Origin of the sequence: Propionibacterium australiense (assembly GCF_003666605.1) — a bacterium.
Classification (GTDB): domain Bacteria; phylum Actinomycetota; class Actinomycetes; order Propionibacteriales; family Propionibacteriaceae; genus Propionibacterium; species Propionibacterium australiense.
Genome location: NZ_RCIV01000005.1, coordinates 134,834 through 155,359, shown reverse-complemented (window position 1 = coordinate 155,359; position 20,526 = coordinate 134,834). Strand labels below are relative to the sequence as shown.

Here is a 20,526-nt window from a genome sequence, read left to right as displayed (position 1 = left end):
GCGTGATCAGCCAGCGCCGTACCCTCCATCGCGAACTTCATACCCATGACCGGTCAAGACCTCCTCCATGCCAGCCCAGGACCCACACGGCCCCAGACGGGGGTGAACACGAAACAGCCCATCCACAGAACAGCCGCAAACGGACAGCACGGTACCGGTCCGGCATCTCCCACGGCAGCGCTTCTCAGCTCGAGCACACCCCCAGAAAACCCCCAGAAACACCCCTAGGTGACCAGTCAACGCCCTCCCGCAAGGCATTTCACCTCTATTGCGGACCTATTGCGGGTGCTGTCCCGCTCGGGATGCAACCCAACGGTCTGTTCGACACTCAATCACCGGTTAGTCTGAGAACAGTCCTGCCCACCCCGGAAGAGGTCATCATGCCCGCCACAGTCCCCACCATCGTGTGCGGACGCTGCGGCACGCCCTTCGTCGGCACTGCGGTCTGCGCCAGCTGCGGCCACTCGACCAGCACCACGTGGCCCTTCGACACCGAGGAGTGGCGCACCCGGCTGCGCCCTGCCGACCAGGAACGGGTCGCCACCGCGCTCGTCCTCGACGCCCTGTGCCTGCTCGTCCCGGTCGTGACCCTGGTCGTCGCCGCGGTGCGCGGCGGATGGCACCCGTGGGCCGTTGCGCTGGTCGCCGTGGCATTCTTCGCACTGCTCACCGGCCTCGGCCTGTGGTGCCTGCGCGAGTGGGGGCGTTTCGTCGGCGGCGCGGCCCTCAAGCTGCGCACGCTCGACAGTCTCACCGGGCTGGCGCCGGCATGGTTCATTGCCCCTCGGCGACTCCTCGTCGCCGACGCCCGGGGCGAGGACCCACTCCTCATCACGGTCCCCCACCTGGGCGATCTGCGGGTCATCGCGAAACCGGCCTCGCTGGCTTCCGTCGCCACGCCCCCGCCGCAGCCCGCCCCGCGCCCCCAGGGCTGCTTCGTCGCCACCAGCCAGAAACTGACCCCGCTCGTCGGCCCGCTGCTCGTCGGGCGCTACCCGGTGCGCCAGATCGGCACCGAGCCGCTCCCCACGCTCGAACTGCCCGACTTCACGCGCACGATGAGCCGCGCCCACGTCCTGCTCGAGAACGAGAACGGGCGCCTGTGGGCGACCGACCTGGACTCCGGCAACGGCACCCGCATCCGACGCCCGGGCGAGCAGCCGATGGCGATGGTGCCGCGCATGCGGATGCCGATCATCCCCGGCACCCGCATCGACTGCGGCGAGCAGAGCCTGTTCATCACCGACGGCAGGAGGGTCGCATGATCGACCGCGACCGGATCCTCGTCGAGGCCACCCGCACCCGCCGCCAGCGCCTGCTGTCCGCCCTCACCTTCGGCGCCCTGCCCGACCGGCGCACCGTCACCAACAACGTCGGCCGGTTCGTCGGTTCTGCGGTCCTGGCCGCCGTGATCGGCGCCGGCTGCCTCGGCGGCTCGTTCGTCGTCAACACCCTGCAGGAGCAGAAGATGTCGACCACCTCGGCGAACTACCGCTCGGCCATCCAGGGCACGTCCACGCTCGACGAGGGCACGAGCGTCGACCCGCGCACCGGCTACCCGATCGACCCGGAGACCGGCTGGGCCATGGCCCCCGACGGCCTCGCCTACGACACGAGGAGCGGCTGGCAGGTCGACACCCGCACCCGTCGGCTCATCGACCCCACGACGAAGTACCAAGTGGACCCGGAGACGCTGCAGGTCTACCCGAAGGAGCGCACCTGATGGACTACACGCGAGTGACGGTGCACGGATCGACGCACCGCGGCGATCTCGTCGTGCCCAGTGCGGAACCACTCGTCACGGTCCTGCCCCGGCTGCTCGAGATGCTGTCGGAGACCAGCCCGGGCGGCGCCGGCGTGGCGCTGACCACGTCCGAGGGCATCCAGCTCGACACGGAGCGTTCCCTCGCCGAGCAGCAGGTGCGCGACGGGCAGCTGCTGCTCGTCGTGCCGGCCGACCAGACGCCCCCGCCCCCGCAGGTCTCCGACCTGGTCGGCGCCGTGACCGACCGCCGCAGTTCCTCCCGGGGACGCTGGACGCTCGACACGGCCCGGCGGTGCGTCGTGCTGCTGGAGGCCCCGCTCGCCGGGCTGGCCTGCTGGCAGGCCGGCTCGGCGCTGCCCGCCGCCACGGTCACCGTCGCCGTCGTCCTCGTGCTGCTGGCGATCGCCGCCTGCCGCGCCTGGCGGACCTGGCCCGCGACGGCGGTCGTCTCGGCTGCGGTCGGCGCGGCGGCGACGGTCGGGGCCGGCGCCGTGGCCGGGAGCGAACTGTCCGCCGCCCACCCCGTCCTGGTGCCCATCGCGTCCGGCCTGGCCTGCGCCTGGCTCGTCGTCGCGCTGGCACCCGGCCTGGCCGGCGGGCAGCGTCCGATGCTCGCCACCGGTGCGGTCGGCACCGTCGGCTGCGCGGCGCTGCCGGCCCTGCTGGCCATGGGGATGGGCGTCACCGGCGCCGGCGCCGTCATCGCCACGGCCGCTGCCTTCGGGCTCGGCCTGGTGCCCGCCGCGGCCCTGTCGTTGTCGGGGCTGACCGAACTCGAGGACGCCGCGACCGCCGGCCGGCCCCCGAGCCGCGGCACCACGCAGGAGGCCATCGACGGCTCGTTCCGCGCGATGACCGGACTGACCCTGGCGCTGGCCGTGCTGGCCGCCGGCGGCCTGTGCCTGCTCGCCGGCTCGCACCCCACCCAGTGGGGCTGGGGCCTGGCCTGCGCGCTGGGGATCGTCGTCGTCTGCCGCGCACGCTTCTTCCCGTTCGCCGCGCAGGTCGTCGCGCTGGGCGGTGTCCTCGCCGCCCTCGTGACGGTGCTGCTCGCCGCCACGCCGCTGCCCGGTCCGCTGCGGGGCCTCGTCATCGCCGCCGTCGCCGCGGCGCTCGCCCTCGTCCTCGTCAAACCGGTGCCCGAGCACACCGCGGCGCGGGTGCGCACCTGGGCGAACCTCGTCGAGCTGATCGCCGTCATCGCCACGGTGCCGCTACTGCTCGGCCACTTCGGCGTGTTCTCCGACCTGCTGGAGGTCTTCTCCCGGTGAAGGCCCTCTCACTACTCACCTCGACGCCCGGTGCGACGCTCGACTTCCTACTCGCCGCCAACCGGACCCTGCACGGCGCCGTCCCCCTGGCCCGCCGCATCGCCGTCGCGAGCGCGGACGGCGGCACCGGCTGCTCGACGGTCGCCGCCTCCGTCGCCACGACGATGGCCGGGCGCCACCCCGGGCCGGTGGTGCTCGTGGACGCCGGACGCAACGGTCCGGGCGCCTGCGTGCGCGCCGGGCTCACCGCCGAGGCCCGCCAGCTCGCAGACGAGGAACTGGCCGCTGCCCGCCCCGGCGACGAGGACGAGGAGGAGCCGCGCCCGCCGGCCACCCTGGCCGAGGCGATGACCGGTCTGCCCCGCACCGCCTCCGGGCTGGTGTGCCTCGACATGACCCGTGACCGGTTCCCCGGCTGTCTCGGTCTGCGCGCCTGGGCCGACACGCTGGCGCCCATCTCTCGGTTCCCCGACTTCATCGTCACCGACTTCGGGGTGCGCGACCGTGACGAGCTGAGCACGATCGCCACGGCCAACCACGCCACCTGCATCGTCACCAGCGCCGCACGCGAACGCCTCACCCGAGCCATCGCCCTGGCGACCTGGCTCGAGGACGAGGGGCACGCACCGCTGGTCTGCATCAACGACACCAGCGGCGGCGTCAGCAGACGCCAGCTGCGCCTGCTCAGCCGCGCCCTGCCGCGCCCTGCCATCCTCGTGCCGCACGACCCGGCGCGCCTTGGCGCCGAACCGGCACGCAGCGCGGCGCTGAGCCAGCGCAGCCGCAACGCCGTCCTCGAGCTGACCGCCTCTCTCATGACCGCCTGCCAGCAGACACCCGGCGCCGTAGGGGGCATCACCGCATGAGCCTGCGCATCGTCCACCGTCCAGCCCGCGTCACCGAGCCGCTGACCCGGCCCGAGCCCCGCACGGTCTCGTCCCCGCCGAGCGCCGGGGACGGCCCCAGCGGCGGCATGCCCACCCAGCTGCTGCTGCCCATGGTGGGCGCCCTCAGCTCGACACTCATGATGGTCGTCATGCGCAACGGCCAGCCGGTGTACATGCTCATCGCCGCCGTCGTCCTGCTCGTCGCCATCGTCAGCGGCATCCTCATGACCTTCAGCAGCCGCGGGCAGGCCATCCGCCAGCGCGCCCACCAGCGCGAGCTGTACCTGGACTACCTGGAGGGCATGCACGCCGAGCTGGACGAGCAGGTCCAGCGGGTGCGCGAGCAGGCGGTCACCAGCTGCCCCACACCGGACGGCCTCATGTCGATCATCACCGACCCGGCGCGCCTGTGGGAGCGGCGCATGGGCGACACCGACTTCCTGTCGCTGCGGGTGGGCACTGCCGACCTGCCGTGGATCAGGCTGAGCATGAGCGAGGCCGATTCGCCCATGAACCCGCCCGACCCGGTGCTCGCCGGTGAGGCGCGGCGGCTCATCGACGGGCACCGGGTCATCGCGGGCATGCCGGTTCGCGTACCCGCCGACGCGGCGGGCGACATCTCCGTCATCGGTGGCCGCGCCGAGGTACTCAACGCGGCTCGCTCGCTGCTGTCCCAGGCCGCCGCCCTGCACTCGCCCGACGACCTGCAGATCGCGCTGGCCTGCCCGCAGTCGCGGATGGGCGACTGGGCTGGCCTCGACCAGCTGCCGCACATGGTCAACGCCAGGCTCCTCGACGGCCCCATACCGGCCCGTCGCGTCGCCCCTGACGTCACGGCCCTGGCCCGCCTGCTGGGCGGCGAGCTGACCGACCGCGTCGAGCAGGCCGGCCTGAGCCGCCGCTCGATGGTCGCGAGCCCGGTGCACACGCCCCGCATGCTCGTCGTCATGGACGAGTGGGGCTCCAACGCCGGCCCGCTGCCGCTGCCCGACAGCGCCTTCGCGCCGTCCGATGTGGGCATCACCGTCATCCATCTGCTGTCGGACCGGCTGCACGAGCCGAGCGAGGTCTCGGCCCGCCTGTCCGTCGCCGCGGACACCGCGCGCCTGGAACTCATCGGCCGCGAGACCACCACGGTCGAGTCCATCACCGTCGACCGCACCAGCCAGGCCCGCATGGCCTCCCTGGCCCGCACCCTGTGCCCGCTGCGGCTGCGTCCCGAGGACCGCGTCGAGGAGCAGGAGACGCCGGTCATGAGCGTCCGCCAGCTGCTCGGCATCGGGTCCCCCGAGGACATCAGCAAGGACACCGCCTGGGCGCCGCGCTCGGCCGCCGACTTCCTGCGCGTGCCGATCGGCCTGGACGACCAGGGCGGCCCCGTGCTGCTCGACCTGAAGGAGAGCGCCCAGTTCGGCATGGGCCCGCACGGCATCTGCATCGGCGCCACCGGCTCGGGCAAGTCCGAGATGCTGCGCACCCTCGTCCTGGCCCTGGCCATGACCCACTCCCCCGAGGACCTGTCGATGATCCTCGTCGACTACAAGGGCGGCGCCGCCTTCTCGCCCTTCACCGACCTGCCGCACCTGGCCGGCCTCATCGACAACCTGGCCGACGACCCGCACCTGACCGAACGCGCCCGCGCCAGCATCCAGGGCGAGGTCGTGCGCCGCCAGCAGATGCTCAAGGACGCCGGGCACCTGGCCTCCATCACCCACTACCGGGAGGCCCGCCGTCAGGGCGCCGACCTGCCGCCGATGCCGCACCTGTTCGTCGTCATCGACGAGTTCGGCGAGCTGCTCACCGCCGAACCCGAGTTCAGCGAACTCTTCCTGCAGATCGGGCGCATCGGCCGGTCCATCGGCGTACACCTGCTGCTGTCGAGCCAGCGCATCGAGTCCGGCAAGCTGCGCGGCCTGGACACCTATCTGTCGTACCGGCTGGGGCTGCGCACCTTCTCCGAGAGCGAGTCCCAGGTGGTCCTCGACACGAAGGACGCCTTCCACCTGCCGGCCGTGCCCGGCTACGGCTACCTGAAGGTCGACACCTCGGTCTACCGGCGATTCCGGGCCGGCTACGTCTCCGGCCCGGTCGAGGAGGAAGAGGTCGACACCGACGTGCAGGCCGAGTTCGCCGAGCCCTTCGCGCTGCCGCTCTACAACACCATCGCCGCCGGCCGGACCAGCAGCGACGTCGAGGCGGCACCCCAGCTCACCGAGCCGGACGTGGGCCAGAGCCTCGTGGACGCCTGCGTCGCGCGGCTGCGCGACGACGCCCGCGCGGTGCGCCCGGTGTGGCTGCCGCCGCTGCCCGAGCGCCTCACCCTCAACGACGTCCTGTCCGAGCACGAAACCGACCCGGGCCTGTCCGCGGTGATCGGCCTCGTCGACGATCCCGCGCACCAGTCCCAGCAGCCCTGGCGCCTCAGCCTCACCAGCAGCGGCGGCCACGTCGCGGTGATCGGCGCGCCCGGCTCGGGGCGCTCCACCTTCCTGCGCACCCTCACCGCCTCACTGGCGCTGACCCACACCCCTCGGGAGGTCAGCGTCTACGGCATGGACCTGACCGGCGGCGGCCTGGCCCGCCTCGAGGGCTTCCCGCACGTCGGCGGCGTCGCGACACGCGGCAGCCGCGACCGGCTGCGCCGCCTCGTCGAGGAGCTCGCGGGCATGCTCGGCCGGCGTGAGAGGCTCTTCCAGGAACGCGCCATCGAGTCGATGACCCACCTGCGCCACCTGCACGCCCAGGGCTCCCTGCCCGAACTGCCGAGCGCCGACATCGTCGTCCTCGTCGACGGCTTCGGCCTGCTGCGCACCGAGTTCGAGGAGCTCTCCGACCAGGTCAACGACCTCATCACGCGTGGCAGCAGCTACGGCCTCCACTTCGTCATCGCGCTCGGCCGCTGGAACGAGCTGCGCATCAACCAGCAGTCCCATTTCGGCACCCGACTGGAGTTCCGCCTCAACGACCCGACGGACTCGGTCATCGACCGCAAGCTGTCGCAGACGATCGGCGCCGACCAGCACGGCCGGATGCTCACCGACGACAAGCTCTTCGCGCAGCTGTGCCTGCCGGTCCTCGACGATGTCGCCGAAGAGGATCTCGGCGACGCCCTGTCCGAGCTGGCGCAGCGCGTGGCGGGCACCTGGGGCGGCCCCGCGGCGGCCCCCATCCGCCTGCTGCCGGTCTCGCTCGACCCGGCCCAGCTCACCCCGCCGGAGCAGGAACCCGACGCCGTGCCCTTCGGCATCCGCCAGGACTCCATGGAGGACGCCTTCTGGGAGCTGCTCGACGGCGACCAGCACCTGCTCGTCCTCGGGGACGCCCGCTGCGGCAAGTCCACCCTGCTGCGCACGCTGGCGAGGGGCCTCGTGTCGCGGTTCAGCAGCGACGAGCTGGTCATCGCCGTCATGGACTCCCGCGGCACCGTCCCGGCGGCCATCCCCGAGGAATACCTGGCCGGCCACGCCAAGAGCACCCGGGACGCCGCGGGGCTGGCCGCCTCGATCGCCAAGGAGCTGGAGTCGCGCACGACGATGACCCCGGCGGAGCTGGCCACCTCGCCGCGGGTGGTGCTCATGGTCGACGACTACGACATCCTCAACGCGGGCGGCAGCGAGCCACTGCACCCCATCGTCCCCTACCTGCCCTCGGCCAGGGACCTCGGTTTCAACGTCGTCCTCACCCGGACGGTGGCCGGGATCACCAGGGCCCTCTACACCGAGGCCATCCAGGGGCTGCGCGACACCGGCGGCACGACCTTCCTCATGTCCGGCGACCGCTCCGAGGGCCAGATCATGCCGCGCGTCTACGCGCAGACCATGCCCCCGGGCCGGGGGCAGCTGCTGCGTCGCGGCCAGCGCCCCGTCATCGTCCAGGCCGCCGACGAGCCCGGCCTGGTGTCGGGCGGGCATCGCCGCGAGGAGGTCGCATGAGCACCCAGTCGCTGCTCGTGGCGGGCACGGACGGGGGCGCCGGGACGACCACCGTCGCCGCGCTCATCATCACCCTGCTGCGCTCCCGCGGCATCCCCACGGCGGCCCGTGACCACTCCGGCGGCACGCTCGGCCAGCGCATCACCCCGGACGGGCCGACCGCTCAGGCCGCCGAGGACGCGGCGGCCCGCGTCAACGAGGTGCAGGTCACCGACGCGGGCCGGATGGAGGCCGCCATCGCCGACGCCCTCGAGGTGCCCGACTTCGTGCTGTGCCTGGTCAGCGGCTCCGGCGTCGCGTCGGCGCAGACCGGGCGCGCCGCGCTGGACGGCCTGCTCGAACGGTTCGGCCAGCAGGCCCGCCGACGCATCATCGTCGTCTCGAACACCGCCGCCATCATGCGTCGGCGTGACGCGCAGCTGGCCCGCGAGATCCTGCGCCCCGACATCGAGCTGCCCCGCTCGTCCGTCCTCGGATCCACCGGGCCGCTCAGGCTCGACCTGGCCGACAAGGCCCTGGCCCCGGTGCTCGACCGGCTCACCGGCATGCTGGGCGAACTCGTCCGGGTGCAGGCTCCGCCGCCGGACGAGGACTGGCCCACCCGGATCACCAGGATGCCGAAGCTGACCGACGCAGAACCCGCCCAGGCCATGGCTGCCCCGCACCAGAGCGCCATGGCCGCCCTTCCCGACAGCCCACCCCCGGCTCCGACAAGGGTCACCATGTCCACCGTCCCCGACAGCCCACCCGAACCCGATCGGCCCTCCACACCCACGGATCCCCCGGCCCGCGTCACCATGACCGCCGTCCCCGACATCCCGACCGAGCCGGCCGACTCGCCCGGACCGGCTACGAGGAGCGCACTCCCGGCGCGTGGCGCCCCGCCCGAACCCATGCGCATCGCCCCCGCCCCCACGCGGGGCATGGCGCCCGAGGCCGATGACCCGGTCGAGCAGGACGACGCCGTGCCCGCCCGAGCGGCCCGCAGGGCGCCCGATGACACCGGCGAGTGGGATGATCCGCTGCCCACCGGCCAAGAACGGGCTCGGCGCGGCGACGGGCTCGGTTAGATTTGGGTCCCGGAAACATCGTTCAGTGCCGCGCTCGAAGGATCTGGTCCAGGCGCGCACCGCTCAGACCAGAGGAGTCCCAGTGCCCGGAATCGACGTCACGCAGCAGGCGAGCATCGCCTATCAGGCCATGCTCAAGGTCATCGAGACCTCCGAGCCCACCGTCGCCGCGGCCATCCGCCAGGAGCTGTCCGACCAGCGCACCTCGCTGAAGCTCATCGCGTCGGAGAACTACGCCTCGCTGCCGACGCTGCTCGCCATGGGCACCTGGTTCTCCGACAAGTACGCCGAGGGCACCGTCGGTCACCGGTTCTACGCAGGCTGCCAGAACCTGGACATCGTCGAGGCCACCGCGGCCCGGCACGCCGAGGAACTCTTCGGCGCCGACCACGCCTACGTCCAGCCCCACTCGGGCATCGACGCCAACCTCGTGGGCTACTGGACGGTCCTGTCGCACCGCGTCGAGACCCCCGGGCTGGCCGAGCTGGGCGCCAGGACCGTCAGCGATCTGTCCGAGCAGGACTGGGAGCGGCTGCGGCAGCGTCTCGGCGAGCAGCGCCTCATGGGCATGAGCCTCGACGCGGGCGGCCACCTCACCCACGGCTTCCGCCCCAACATCTCGGGCAAGCTGTTCCACCAGCGCAGCTACGGCACCGACCCGGTCACCGGCCTCATCGACTACGACGCGGTCCGCGCCCAGGCCCGCGAGTTCAAGCCGCTCGTCCTGGTGGCCGGCTACTCCGCCTACCCGCGCCGCGTGAACTTCGCCACGATGCGGGAGATCGCCGAGGAGGTGGGCGCGACCCTCATGGTCGACATGGCCCACTTCGCTGGCCTCGTCGCGGGCAAGGTGTTCACCGGCGACGAGGACCCGGTGGCCAACGCCCCGGTCGTCACCACGACGACCCACAAGTCCCTGCGCGGCCCGCGCGGCGGCATGGTGCTCGTCGACGACGAGTTCGCCGCCGACGTCGACCGCGGCTGCCCGATGGTGCTCGGCGGGCCGCTCGGCAACATGATGAGCGCGAAGGCCGTCGCCCTGGCCGAGGCGAAGACGCCGGCCTTCGCCCAGTACGCCCAGGACATCGTCGCCAACGCCAAGGCGCTGGCCGAGGGGCTGCTGCGGCGGGGCGCCACGCTCGTCACCGGCGGCACCGACAACCACATCGTGCTCGTCGACGCCGCCACGAGCTTCGGGCTCACCGGCCGGCAGGCCGAGTCGGCGCTGCTCGAGGCCGGCATCGTCACCAACCGCAATGCGATCCCGCGCGACCCGAACGGCGCCTAGTACACCTCGGGCATCCGGCTGGGCACGCCGGCCCTGACCAGCCGCGGGTTCTCCCCCGCCGACATGGACCGGGTCGCCGGGCTCATCTGCGAGGCCCTCGAGGGCACGACCCCGGCGACCAACAGCAAGGGCCTGCCCGGCAAGGCCAAGTACGACATGGCCTCCGGGCTGGCCGCCCGCGTCCACGCCGAGGCCGACGAGCTGCTCGGCAACAACCCGCTGTACCCGGGCTTGGAACTGTGAGCAGCCCGCCGCGCCAGTGATCCCCGCGTTGTGGGGCCGTGCCCAGCACGACCCCACAACGCATTCTGGTGCCTGTGCGGGCTCTGCCACTCCCCGTTCACCGGTACTCACCGTCCTGCATGTGCACCGATGCCTGCACGGCCCCGGCCAGCTGGCCCGCGATCCTCGCCCGCAGTAGGACGACCGGATACCGGTCCCCTGACGTTCGCAGTCCGGCACCGGCACGCGGTCTCCCGGGCTAGGCGTTCCGGCGCAGAGCCGCTGGACCCGACACATGCACACATGCCCAACAGGCATGTGAGAATGTGAACCGTCTTGTCATGTGCCCCGTCAACATCATCACGGGCATATGGTCAGGAGTGAGCGGTGCACCGCGGCAGCGTTCACCCACTCAATCGGAGCGCCCCATGATCTGGATTCATCTCGTCATCCTGCTCGTCTTCCTGTTCGTCGGCTCACGTCTCGGCGGTGTCGGTGTCGGCCTGGCCGGCGGGGCCGGCACGCTCGTCCTCGTCGCCACCGGCCTGTCCACCGATGTCGAGGCAGACATCCCCTGGGCGGTGATCGGCATCATCATGCCGGTCATCTGCACCATCGCCGCCCTCCAGGCGGCCGGCGCGATGGACCACCTGGTCCACCTCACCGAGGTGATGCTGCGCCGGCACCCGAAGCAGATCACCTATCTGGCGCCGCTGTCGACCTATCTGCTGTCGTTTCTGTGCGGCACCGGCCACACCGCCTACTCGGTGCTGCCGGTCATCGTCGAGGTCTCGAAGGAGAACAGGATCCGCCCGTCGCGGCCCCTGTCGATCGCCGTCGTCACCTCACAGATCGCCGTCGCGGCCTCACCGATCTCGGCGACCACCGCCGCCCTGCTCACCTCGGTCGAGCAGACCCGCGGCATCGGCTATCTGCAGATCCTGGCGATCGTCATCCCGACGACCTTCATCGGCTGCGTCGTCGGCGCCGTCGTCGCCTCCCGGCAGGGCTGCGAGCTCGAGGACGACCCGGTCTACCAGGAACGCGAGGCCAAGGGCCTGGTCTCCCACACCTCCGCCTCGACGATGAGCCCCGACTACCGTCCGGCCAAGGGCGCCATCCCCAGCCTGTGGATCTTCCTCGGCGCCGTGCTCCTCATCGTCGTCTACGCCACGCTCAGCTCCAAGCAGCTGGGCATCATGGCGGACCCGCCGATGGACGCCACCGGCGCGATCATGCTCATCATGCTCACCTGCGCCGCGGTGATCTGCCTGGTCTCGCGGCACGACGTGGCCGAGATCGCCACCCAGGGCACCTTCCGCGCCGGCATGACCGCCGCCATCTGCATCCTCGGTGTCGCCTGGATGGGCAACGTCTTCTTCGGCGCCTACAAGGACACCCTCGTCGAGGCCACCGGCGGTGCCCTGCACGCGATGCCGTGGCTGTTCGCGGTCGTGCTCTACTTCGCCTCGCCGATCCTGTTCTCGCACGCCGCGACGACGAAGGTCTTCATCCCGCTGGCCGTCTCCATCGGGCTGAGCTCGCCGACGATCATGGCCTGCTACCCGGCCGTGGCCAACTACTATCTGCTGCCGAACTACCCGACCACCGTCGCCGCCATCGAGATGGACGACACCGGCTCGACCCGGGTGGGCAGGCTGGTGCTGAACCACCCCTTCGTCGTGCCGGGCACCGTGTCGATCGCGGTCATCGTGGCGCTCGGCTTCCTGTGGGCGCCGATCGTGCTGTGACCGCGGCCCGGACAGCCCGCTGACCACGGCCACGGTCCGTAGGGCCGGGACATGACCACCATCTCCCGGCCCCTTCCGTCGGCACGGGCCGGCACGATCACCCGCCCGCTCAGCCGCAGGACGGACGACCGATGACGCACCGGCACGGTGGAATCGAGTCATGCTCGGCCAAGCGATCACGTCCATACTCGTCGGCGGGGGCCTGTCACTGCTGATGTCCGTGCCCCTGATCATGCACCAGTACCGCCGGTTCGGCCGGTTCTCGGCCGGTCGGGCGGCGTGGACGGTGCTCACCGTCATCTACCTGACGGCGCTCATCGCCTACACACTGTTCCCGCTGCCCGACATGACGGACGAGTTCTGCGCGCGGCGCTCGCGCGAGTTCCTGCTGAACCCGACGAGCTACTTCACCGACATGGCCCGCCACCTGGCGGGAATGTCCCTGACCGAGGCCCTGGCCAGCTGGGACGTGCGCCAGATGGTTCTCAACGTGGCGCTGTTCGTGCCGCTGGGCGTGATCTGCCGCGAGTTCATGGGCTGGGGCCCGTTGCGCTCCCTCGTGACCGGCTTCGGGGTCTCGCTGTTCATCGAGCTCACCCAGTACACCGGGAACTGGGGCCTGGCGCCCTGCCCCTACCGCGTCGCCGACATCAACGATCTCATGACGAACACGGCCGGAACGCTCGTCGGCATCGGTGTCGCAGCGCTCACGCCGCGTCTGGTCGCCGGCGCCGACCACCTGGCCGCGCATCGCGGCGAGGCGCGGCCCGTCACGCGAGCCCGCCGCTGGCTGGGTATGGCGCTGGACGGCGTCTACTGGTCGTGGGCCCAGCTGCTGGGCATGTCCATCGGCGTCGTCGCGTGGACCGGCCTGCACGGCCTGCCGGTGAACGCCCGGCTGGACTACGGGGACGAGATCCTGCGCTGGGGTCTCGCCGGTGCCGTGACGGCACAGCTCGCCGCCATCGTCGTGCCCGCGCTCGTCGGCAGCGGCGCCTCGCTGGGCCAGCGCACCGTCTACCTGCGGCCCGCGCCGGCCTCCCGGGGGCGCCTGGTGGCCCGCGCCATGGTCGTCGGCGGCGCCCAGTGCCTGACCTCGACCCCCCTGCCCGTCATGGCGAGCCTGTGGGCGATCGTGGCCGTCCTCAGCGTCTGGTTCGACACCCGGGGCATCAGCGGCCTCATCACCGGCTGCCGGATCGTCGACGCCCGGGCGCGGGCCGGCGCACCGGCCCGCCCGGAGGAGGGCGCCGGACCCGGGCCCGAGCGAGCGCTGGACGCCGCGGGATCAGCCTCGTGAGTAGAGGCGACCCTGCATCGTCGTGACGAAGTTGCGCAGCGAGTCGGGCAGGTCCGACAGATTCCAGTCATCGGGCGCGTGGTACCAGGACAGGTCCTCGGGATCGGGCACGCCCGGGTCGTCGTCGGCGGCGGCCAGGGCGTCCAGCCAGCGACCGAAGCCACCGAGGACGACCGAGTACGGCAGCACCGAGGAGATCTGCTCGTAGGCGTCCTGCTTGGGGAACGAGTCGGTGGGTTTCGTGGTGAGCTCCATGGCCAGCAGCTCGAGGCCGCGGACGACCCGGACGCCGGCCAGGGTGCGGCGGGGCATCTTCTGGGCGGTGTAGATGAGGCCGAGACTCACGACGATGAGGGACAGGCCCAGCAGGCCGAAGGTGGTGAAGGCCACGAGCAGGACGAAGGCGACGACGGACAGGGCCAGCATGGTCCAGCCGGCGATGCCCCAGCGGGTGCGGGCGGCATCGGGCCGGCCGGAGAACCAGCCCTTGGCGACGACCTCGTCGTAGAGGTCGTTCTGGATGTCGCGCACGACGCCGCCCATGACGGGGGCCAGCTCGGAGACGCGGACCGGCTCGTGCTCATCGCCGACGAGGGCGTCGAGCAGTTTCTGCTCGTAGGGGTGCAGCTCGTCGGCGGAGGCCCCGTTCGCGGGGCTGGTGCGTTCGAGCAGCCAGTCGGTGGGCTTGTTGGGGCTCTCACTGGGCAGCTGGGTGATGCGCAGGTAACCGCGGACGGCCAGGTCGAGGACGCTGGCGGTGAGATCGACCGGGTCGACGTGCTCGTCGACGATGGTGCCGATCTCGCCGGGCCGGACGTCGTCCTCGAGCGAGAAACGCACCTTTCCGGCGGCGACCGGCTTCCAGCGGGCGACGACCGAGGTGGCCTTTGACGTGTTCGCGTGGTCGCGGCCGAGGCGCCGGTGCAGCCCCCACAGCAGGGCGCCGCCGAGCACCAGGGCGCCCAGGCTCACGACGAGCTGGAGCGGGCGGGCCGTGAAGGCGCGGTCGAGGCTCCAGCGCTGGGTGAGCAGCTGGTCGGGCGCGACTGCCGTGGACGGGATCTTGACGGTGAGTTCGAGCACCTGCCCGGCGCCGAGGGCGCCATTGGTGAAGACCGGCCACGGGTTCTCGAAGGTGCCGCCCTGCACGGTGGAGCACCTGGTGAGGGCCGCGGGGGCGCCGGCCTGGCAGCCGACGTCGGCGATCGCGGCCGGGGTCTCGGAGTCGACGGTGAACTGGCCGCTGACCTCGCCGACACCGACGGACAGGCCCTGCACCATGCGCCACTGGACGGTGGTGAGGGTCTCGGCGTCCTTGACCTCGGCGCCGGCGAGCGCGGCACCACGCACGGAGTAGCTGATGGTGAGGGATGTGCCCTCGGCCCGGGAGGCGTCGACCGTGATGACCTGGTAGTCGCCGTCTGTGGTGCTGGTGAGCCCCACCTGGGAACCATCCGCGTCGGCGGTGATCTCGGAGATCTCGTAGCTGTAGACGGTGGCGTTCAGCCCGTCACGCGTGGTGGCCAGGCGCTGGGTGAGCCGGTCGGGCATCGTGCCCTCGGCGAAGGTGAACTCCTCGGTGACCTTGAGGGTTCCGTCACCGGAGACGACGCCGGTGACCTCGAGTGCCGAGGCCTGGTCATCGGCCCGGGCGGTGCCGGGCACGAGGACACCGAGCACGGTGACCGCCGCGGCCAGCAGGCCTGTCGCGCCGCGCCGCGCCCCGCGCAGCACGTGAACGTTGCGGTTGTGAGCCATGAAGGCCACCTTTCTGGTCGGCCGGTCCACTCGGTCACACGCAGGACGGACCGTGGGAGAGCGACGATGAACCCTACGGGGAAACTATCCCACGTCCCGCCCGCAGAATCAGCTCACAGACGCGAACATCCACGTCAGGGCGGAAAGCCGCCGACATCCGGGGCCGATTCGGTTAGTCTGTGCCCTGTGAGTCAGTGGGGTCAGCCGAATCAGCAGTGGCCGAACCAACGGTGGCCGGGTCAGCAGTGGCCGGCCCCGTCCGCGCAGCCCGGCTACGGACAGTGGCCCGTCCATAACCAGTGGCCGGCACAGGGGCAGGGCGCCTTCCCCCCGCCGGTGCAGGGCTACCAGCAGGCCGCGCAGTTCCCGCGCTATGTCGGCGCGCCCACACCGCCCCGGCGCCGCAAGTCGAGTCCCCTCAAGTTCCTCTTCGCCCTGTTCGGGGTCTTCGCCGTCATGGTGCTGGCCTATGTCGTCATGAGTTACACCAACGACGGCGCCCCGAGCAGCCAGACCACGCACACGGGCAGCTACGAGAACGAGGACTACGAGGTACCGAACGCCGACACCAACCCGCCCGGCATCCCCCAGCCCGAGACCTATGCCGAGGCCACCGAGCTGATGGAGAACAACTCCCTCTACGGCGTCACGATCGCCAACCCGGTGCGGTGCGAGCTGGACGACCTCGACCTGTCGACCGCCACGGACCCGCAGCTCGAGGAGCACTTCAACGAACTCACCGCCTGCCTCATGCGCGTCTGGGCCCCCGCCCTGGAAGAGGCCGGCTACGAGGCCGTCCGGCCCACCGTCACCGTCTACAGCACCCCGATCTCGACGCCATGCGGCGACATGCCGATGGAGAACGCCGCCTACTGCATGCTCGACCAGCAGATCTACTACGCCAGTGACCTGACCGACATCATCCCCCAGGACCTGTCGAACGTGCCGCACACCGCCGACGCCGTCATGGCCCACGAGTTCGGTCACGCCATCCAGGCCCGCACCGGCATCCTCTACTCGGAGAAGGCGTGGGAGTCCCGGGTGAGCGACAGCCAGGCCGATGAGCTCAGCCGCCGCACCGAGGTGCAGGCCGACTGCTTCGCCGGCGAGTTCACCGACGCGGTCTCCGAGTCACTGGGGTTGACGACCTCCGACATAGACGGCCTGTCCGACATGTTCTACGCCTTCGGCGACGACGTCCTCACCGGCGACAGCACCTACGAGGGCAACCACGGCAGCGGCCGGAGCCGCCAGCGGTGGTTCCTGGACGGTGTGGACGACCAGCTGCTGGCCACCTGCTACGCGTTCACCGCGCCGGCCTCCAGCGTCCGATAGCGGCGGGCGGCGAACTGGCCGGCTTCTGCCGCCCGGTCAGCCGGCCGCGATGATGAGCGCGGTCGCGATCGCTGCGAGCCCCTCACCGTGGCCGAGGAAACCCAGGTGGTCGGTCGTCGTCGCGGACACCGACACGGGGCCGCCCAGCGCCGCCGAGAGCACCTGCTCGGCCTCGGCCCGTCGTGCCGTCATGCGCGGGCGCTGGCCGATGACCTGCACCGCTGCATTGACCGGCCGCCAACCCGCCCGCGCCAGCCGGCGCACGGTCTCCTCGATGAACGAGACACCGCTCGCGCCGGCCCACTCGGGCTCCGTGGTGCCGTAGTTGGAGCCCATGTCGCCCAACCCGGCGGCGCTGAACAGGGCATCGCACAGGGCGTGGGCGGCGACGTCGCCGTCCGAGTGACCGGCCAGTCCGACCGGCTCGTCGGGGAAGTGCAGCCCCGCGCAGTGCATCTCGACGCCGGCCCGCAGGGCGTGCACGTCGGTTCCGATGCCGGTACGAATCTGTGGCAGGTCCACGCTCACTCGTTCTCCTGTGCGCTGGGAATCGTCAGGCCACGCGCCCCGGCACGGACGCACCGCTCCGGGCCTGCGTCCTCTTCCGGTGGAGGCCGGCCCGATGGCCCCCGCCGTGCTCAGGATGCGAGGACCTCGTCGAGCATGGCCTCCGCGCGGTCCTCCTCGACCTTCTCCGCGAGCGCGAGTTCGCTCACGAGAATCTGACGGGCCTTGGCGAGCATGCGCTTCTCGCCGGCGGACAGCCCGCGGTCCTGTTCGCGGCGCCACAAGTCGCGGACGACCTCGGCGACCTTGAGGACGTTGCCGGAATGGAGCTTCTCGACATTGGCCTTGTAACGCCGTGACCAGTTCGCGGGTTCCTCGATCTGCGGAGCGCGCAGCACGGAGAAGACCTTCTCCAAGCCGGCCTCGTCGACGACGTCGCGGACGCCGACGAGGTCCAGGTTGTCGGCGGGGACGCGGACGACCAGATCGGTCTGCCCGAGGATACGCAGGACCAGGTAGAGTCTGTCCTCGCCCTTCACCTTGCGCGTCTCAGTGGACTCAATGACAGCCGCCCCGTGATTCGGGTAGACGACGGTCTCACCGATTTCATATGCCATGTGAAACCCCTCTCAGGAGGCTTATTCTACCACATGAATTAATTACCCCATCAGATACACGTCTCATGAGACGGCAATCACAACGAATTACTCGCCATTCATTTCACGAAACCGGGCACGGAATTCATTCCTGGAATTTGTAGCCCAGGCCGCGCACGGTGACCAGGAGCACGGGGTGAGCAGGGTCCTCCTCGATCTTCCCGCGCAGGCGTTTCACGTGGACGTCAAGTGTTTTCGTGTCCCCCACGTAGTCAGTACCCCATACGCGCCCGATGAGCTGGGCGCGGGGCATTACCCGTCCAGCATTGCGAATGAGCACCTCGAGCAGGTCGAACTCCTTGCGCGTGAGCTTGACCGGCTCACCCCTGACCCAGATCTCGTGGCGTTCGACGTCCATCCGGACACCGCCTGATTCGAGCACATCGGGAACGGACTCCTCCTCTCGCCCCCGCCGCATGACGGCATGAATTCTCGCCACCAGTTCGCGGTGGCTGAATGGCTTGGTCACGTAGTCGTCGGCGCCCAGTTCCAGGCCACGGACCTTGTCGATCTCAGAGTCCCTGGCGGTGACCATGATGATCGGCACGCCGGCCCGCTGGCGCAGGGCACGGCAGACCTCCGTGCCGCTCATCCCGGGCATCATGAGGTCGAGGAGCACCAGATCGGCGCCGTTCGCCTCGAACTCGACCAGGCCGCTGGTCCCGTCGGGGGCCTGGGCCACCTCGTAGCCCTCGCGGGAGAGCATGAAGGCCATGGCCTCGCGGTAGGACTGCTCGTCCTCGATGATCAGGATCCTCGTCATGACCTCTCCTCCAGCTGCGTGGCATCATCGCGCCCGATGAGGGCCGGCAGCCTCATCGTGAAGGTCGACCCACGCCCCGGCCTGCTCCACAATCTGACGGTGCCGCCATGGGCGATGACGACGTGCTTGACGATCGACAGACCCAGCCCGGTGCCGCCGTTCTCTCGTGATCGTGCGTAGTCGACGCGGTAGAAGCGCTCGAAGATCCGCTTCTGGTCCTCGGTGCTGATGCCGATGCCGTTGTCGGTGACGGCGATGTCGACCCAGTGGTCACCGTCCTCGTCGACGGCCTTGACGGTCACGGCGACGCGGGCCCCGTGGTCGGAGTAGCTGATGGCGTTCTCCACCAGGTTCGACAGCGCCACCCGCAGCTGGTGCCGGTCGCCGATGACGCGGAGCCCCTTGTCGCCGGCGATGGAGAAGTGTATGTCGCGCGCCTGGCAGGATGCGCTGGCGCGCGAGGCGGCCGCCGCCACGACCTCGTCGACGTCGACGGGGGCGGCGTCGCCGAGCGGATCGTCGGACTGCAGACGACCCAGTTCGATGATCTGCTGGACGAGTTCGCCGAGCCGAGTGCTCTCGGCCGCCATCCGGCTGGCGAAGTGACGCACGTAATCGGGGTCGTCGGCCGCTTCCTGGATGGTCTCGGCGAGTACCTGCAGGGCTCCGACGGGGGTCTTGAGTTCGTGGGAGATGTTGGACACCAGGTCACGCTTGGACTCGTCCACGCGGATGAGTGCGCTGCGGTCGTCGCCCACCAGGAGCACCGCCTCGCGGTCGAGCGGACGTATCCGCACATGGAGCTGGCGGGACGGCCCGCCGTCGGAACTGCCCAGGCTCACCTCCCGGTCCGAGCCCTCACCGGTACGACGCGCGGTGCGGGCCGCGCCGAGCACCTCCCCGATACCGACCCGGGTGCCCCGCACCAGGCCGATCGCCCGGGAGGGGGCGTTCGCGTAGCGGATCTCGTCGTGGGGGCCGATGATGACCACGGGCTGGCGGAAGGCGTCCAGGACGGCCGGCACCTCGGGGCTGATCACAGGCGTCTGCTCGGCGATGCGGGCCCTGGCCCGGCGGCCCCAGGCGAGGACCAGCGCGAGTGCCGCACCCACGGCGGCACCCAGCAGGAAGCTGAGCAGCACGGTCGTCAAGGGGCTCACGGTGGAAATTCTACGGGCCGCGCCGGCGCTCTCAGCAGACCGCGCATTCGTCAGGGCTGAGGGGAGTCGTCTTGGTTGCGGCCGCTGGTGATGCGAGACTGTCAGGGACGCCGCAGGGTCGGTTGTTCGTCCCGAGGCGGAAGGAGAGGCGATGCAGGAGTTCCATCACTCCGAGCTGGACGAGATCGTCAACGAACTCGTGACCATGTCCGATGCGGTGCAGGTCGCCGTCCGCGATGCCACTCGCGCTCTCCTCGAGGCCGATGCGTCCATCGCCGAGCGGGTGATCAGCGACGACGCGCGCATCGACGCCATGCATGACCAGCTCGAGCAGCGCTGCTTCAGCCTGCTCGCCCGCTCCACACCGGTGGCGGGCGAGCTGCGCACCATCGTCGCCGCCATGCAGGTCATCGCCGACATCGGCCGCACCGGCGACCTGGCCGCGCACGTCGCCGAGATCGCCCGCATGCGCTATCCGGGGCACGCCGTGCCGGCCCCGCTCGTCCCGAACTTCACGCGCATGTCGCAGGTTGCGCAGGAGATGGTCGGCAAGGCCGGGCGCACGCTCCTCGAACGCGACCCCGACGCGGCGGCGACGCTCGTCAGCGAGGACGACGAGATGGACGAGCTGCGCAGCGAGCAGTTCCGGCTCATCGCCTCGGACGACTGGACGTTCGGGGTCGAGGCGGCGGTCGACACGGCGCTGCTGGGCCGTTACTACGAGCGCATCGCGGACCATGCCGTGGCCATGGGCGGGCGCATCATCTACATCATCACCGGCGAGGCCCCCGAGGGCGAGGACTGGCCGACCACCTGAGGGGCGCCCCGGTCCGGCCGCCGCGAAGGGACCCACCACCCGGC

At 71.0% G+C, this 20,526-nt stretch carries 15 protein-coding genes and 1 pseudogene; 11 read left to right on the top strand and 5 right to left on the bottom strand.

What is annotated here, in order from left to right; all coding sequences use genetic code 11:
• Positions 1–380: 380 nt before the first annotated feature.
• The 9 genes and pseudogenes from D9T14_RS06150 (at position 381) to D9T14_RS06110 (ending at position 13,486) form a co-directional block, all read left to right on the top strand.
• Complete coding sequence (locus D9T14_RS06150; protein WP_119161402.1) at positions 381–1,265, top strand: FHA domain-containing protein; 885 nt, start codon at positions 381–383, stop codon at positions 1,263–1,265.
• On the top strand, positions 1,262–1,723 hold the full coding sequence (locus tag D9T14_RS06145; RefSeq protein ID WP_119161401.1) for a hypothetical protein: 462 nt from the start codon (positions 1,262–1,264) through the stop codon (positions 1,721–1,723). The genes D9T14_RS06150 and D9T14_RS06145 overlap by 4 nt, the downstream gene beginning before the upstream one ends.
• Positions 1,723–3,036 carry a type VII secretion integral membrane protein EccD gene (eccD, locus tag D9T14_RS06140; RefSeq protein ID WP_119161400.1) on the top strand — a complete coding sequence of 438 codons (1,314 nt, stop codon included), beginning with the start codon at positions 1,723–1,725 and terminating at the stop codon, positions 3,034–3,036. Before D9T14_RS06145 ends, eccD begins: the two co-directional genes overlap by 1 nt.
• The gene (locus D9T14_RS06135) at positions 3,033–3,902 is read left to right on the top strand and encodes a hypothetical protein (RefSeq protein WP_119161399.1); all 870 of its coding nucleotides are present in this window, start codon (positions 3,033–3,035) and stop codon (positions 3,900–3,902) included. Before eccD ends, D9T14_RS06135 begins: the two co-directional genes overlap by 4 nt.
• Positions 3,899–7,855, top strand: a complete 3,957-nt coding sequence (eccCa, locus tag D9T14_RS06130; RefSeq protein ID WP_119161398.1) for a type VII secretion protein EccCa — start codon at positions 3,899–3,901, stop codon at positions 7,853–7,855. The genes D9T14_RS06135 and eccCa overlap by 4 nt, the downstream gene beginning before the upstream one ends.
• Entirely contained in the window at positions 7,852–8,925 is a 1,074-nt protein-coding gene (locus D9T14_RS06125) for a hypothetical protein (RefSeq protein WP_119161397.1), read from the top strand. Before eccCa ends, D9T14_RS06125 begins: the two co-directional genes overlap by 4 nt.
• Positions 8,926–9,055: 130 nt before the next feature.
• A pseudogene (locus D9T14_RS06120) lies at positions 9,056–10,456 on the top strand (glycine hydroxymethyltransferase).
• A gap of 407 nt (positions 10,457–10,863) precedes the next feature.
• On the top strand, positions 10,864–12,186 hold the full coding sequence (locus D9T14_RS06115; protein ID WP_119161396.1) for an anaerobic C4-dicarboxylate transporter family protein: 1,323 nt from the start codon (positions 10,864–10,866) through the stop codon (positions 12,184–12,186).
• Positions 12,187–12,346: 160 nt separating this feature from the next.
• Positions 12,347–13,486 carry a VanZ family protein gene (locus D9T14_RS06110; RefSeq protein ID WP_119161395.1) on the top strand — a complete coding sequence of 380 codons (1,140 nt, stop codon included), beginning with the start codon at positions 12,347–12,349 and terminating at the stop codon, positions 13,484–13,486.
• Here D9T14_RS06110 and D9T14_RS06105 read toward each other — a convergent pair.
• Positions 13,475–15,244, bottom strand: a complete 1,770-nt coding sequence (locus D9T14_RS06105; RefSeq protein ID WP_119161394.1) for a DUF2207 family protein — start codon at positions 15,242–15,244, stop codon at positions 13,475–13,477. The two genes, D9T14_RS06110 and D9T14_RS06105, sit on opposite strands and share 12 nt — an antisense overlap.
• Before the next feature lie 186 nt (positions 15,245–15,430).
• On the opposite strand from D9T14_RS06105, the gene D9T14_RS06100 reads away from it, so the two are divergent.
• Positions 15,431–16,579, top strand: coding sequence for a neutral zinc metallopeptidase (locus D9T14_RS06100; RefSeq protein WP_170175762.1), 1,149 nt, complete (start codon positions 15,431–15,433; stop codon positions 16,577–16,579).
• 36 nt (positions 16,580–16,615) lie between these two features.
• Here D9T14_RS06100 and ispF read toward each other — a convergent pair whose 3' ends face one another.
• The 4 genes from ispF to D9T14_RS06080 form a co-directional block, all read right to left on the bottom strand.
• Positions 16,616–17,095: a 2-C-methyl-D-erythritol 2,4-cyclodiphosphate synthase gene (gene ispF / locus D9T14_RS06095; protein ID WP_119161418.1), complete on the bottom strand. Its 480-nt coding sequence runs from the start codon at positions 17,093–17,095 to the stop codon at positions 16,616–16,618.
• 122 nt (positions 17,096–17,217) lie between these two features.
• A complete protein-coding gene (locus tag D9T14_RS06090; protein WP_119161392.1) occupies positions 17,218–17,703 on the bottom strand; it encodes a CarD family transcriptional regulator in 486 nt (161 codons plus the stop codon).
• A 124-nt stretch (positions 17,704–17,827) separates the two neighbouring features.
• Positions 17,828–18,505: a response regulator transcription factor gene (locus tag D9T14_RS06085; protein ID WP_119161391.1), complete on the bottom strand. Its 678-nt coding sequence runs from the start codon at positions 18,503–18,505 to the stop codon at positions 17,828–17,830.
• Positions 18,502–19,665 (bottom strand): sensor histidine kinase, encoded by a 1,164-nt coding sequence (locus tag D9T14_RS06080; protein ID WP_126464282.1) that lies wholly within the window; start codon positions 19,663–19,665, stop codon positions 18,502–18,504. Before D9T14_RS06080 ends, D9T14_RS06085 begins: the two co-directional genes overlap by 4 nt.
• 151 nt (positions 19,666–19,816) lie before the next feature.
• Between D9T14_RS06080 and phoU the strand changes: the two genes are divergently transcribed.
• Positions 19,817–20,482, top strand: a complete 666-nt coding sequence (gene phoU / locus D9T14_RS06075; RefSeq protein ID WP_119161389.1) for a phosphate signaling complex protein PhoU — start codon at positions 19,817–19,819, stop codon at positions 20,480–20,482.
• The last annotated feature ends 44 nt before the right edge of the window (positions 20,483–20,526 follow it).

Excerpts from the sequence above, each read along its gene's own strand:
- D9T14_RS06150 (WP_119161402.1), top strand. The coding sequence starts at position 381 with ATGCCCGCCACAGTCCCCACCATCGTGTGCGGACGCTGCGGCACGCCC.
- D9T14_RS06145 (WP_119161401.1), top strand. The coding sequence starts at position 1,262 with ATGATCGACCGCGACCGGATCCTCGTCGAGGCCACCCGCACCCGCCGC.
- eccD (WP_119161400.1), top strand. The coding sequence starts at position 1,723 with ATGGACTACACGCGAGTGACGGTGCACGGATCGACGCACCGCGGCGAT.
- eccCa (WP_119161398.1), top strand. The coding sequence starts at position 3,899 with ATGAGCCTGCGCATCGTCCACCGTCCAGCCCGCGTCACCGAGCCGCTG.
- D9T14_RS06125 (WP_119161397.1), top strand. The coding sequence starts at position 7,852 with ATGAGCACCCAGTCGCTGCTCGTGGCGGGCACGGACGGGGGCGCCGGG.
- D9T14_RS06115 (WP_119161396.1), top strand. The coding sequence starts at position 10,864 with ATGATCTGGATTCATCTCGTCATCCTGCTCGTCTTCCTGTTCGTCGGC.
- D9T14_RS06110 (WP_119161395.1), top strand. The coding sequence starts at position 12,347 with ATGCTCGGCCAAGCGATCACGTCCATACTCGTCGGCGGGGGCCTGTCA.
- D9T14_RS06105 (WP_119161394.1), bottom strand. The coding sequence starts at position 15,244 with ATGGCTCACAACCGCAACGTTCACGTGCTGCGCGGGGCGCGGCGCGGC.
- D9T14_RS06090 (WP_119161392.1), bottom strand. The coding sequence starts at position 17,703 with ATGGCATATGAAATCGGTGAGACCGTCGTCTACCCGAATCACGGGGCG.
- D9T14_RS06085 (WP_119161391.1), bottom strand. The coding sequence starts at position 18,505 with ATGACGAGGATCCTGATCATCGAGGACGAGCAGTCCTACCGCGAGGCC.
- phoU (WP_119161389.1), top strand. The coding sequence starts at position 19,817 with ATGCAGGAGTTCCATCACTCCGAGCTGGACGAGATCGTCAACGAACTC.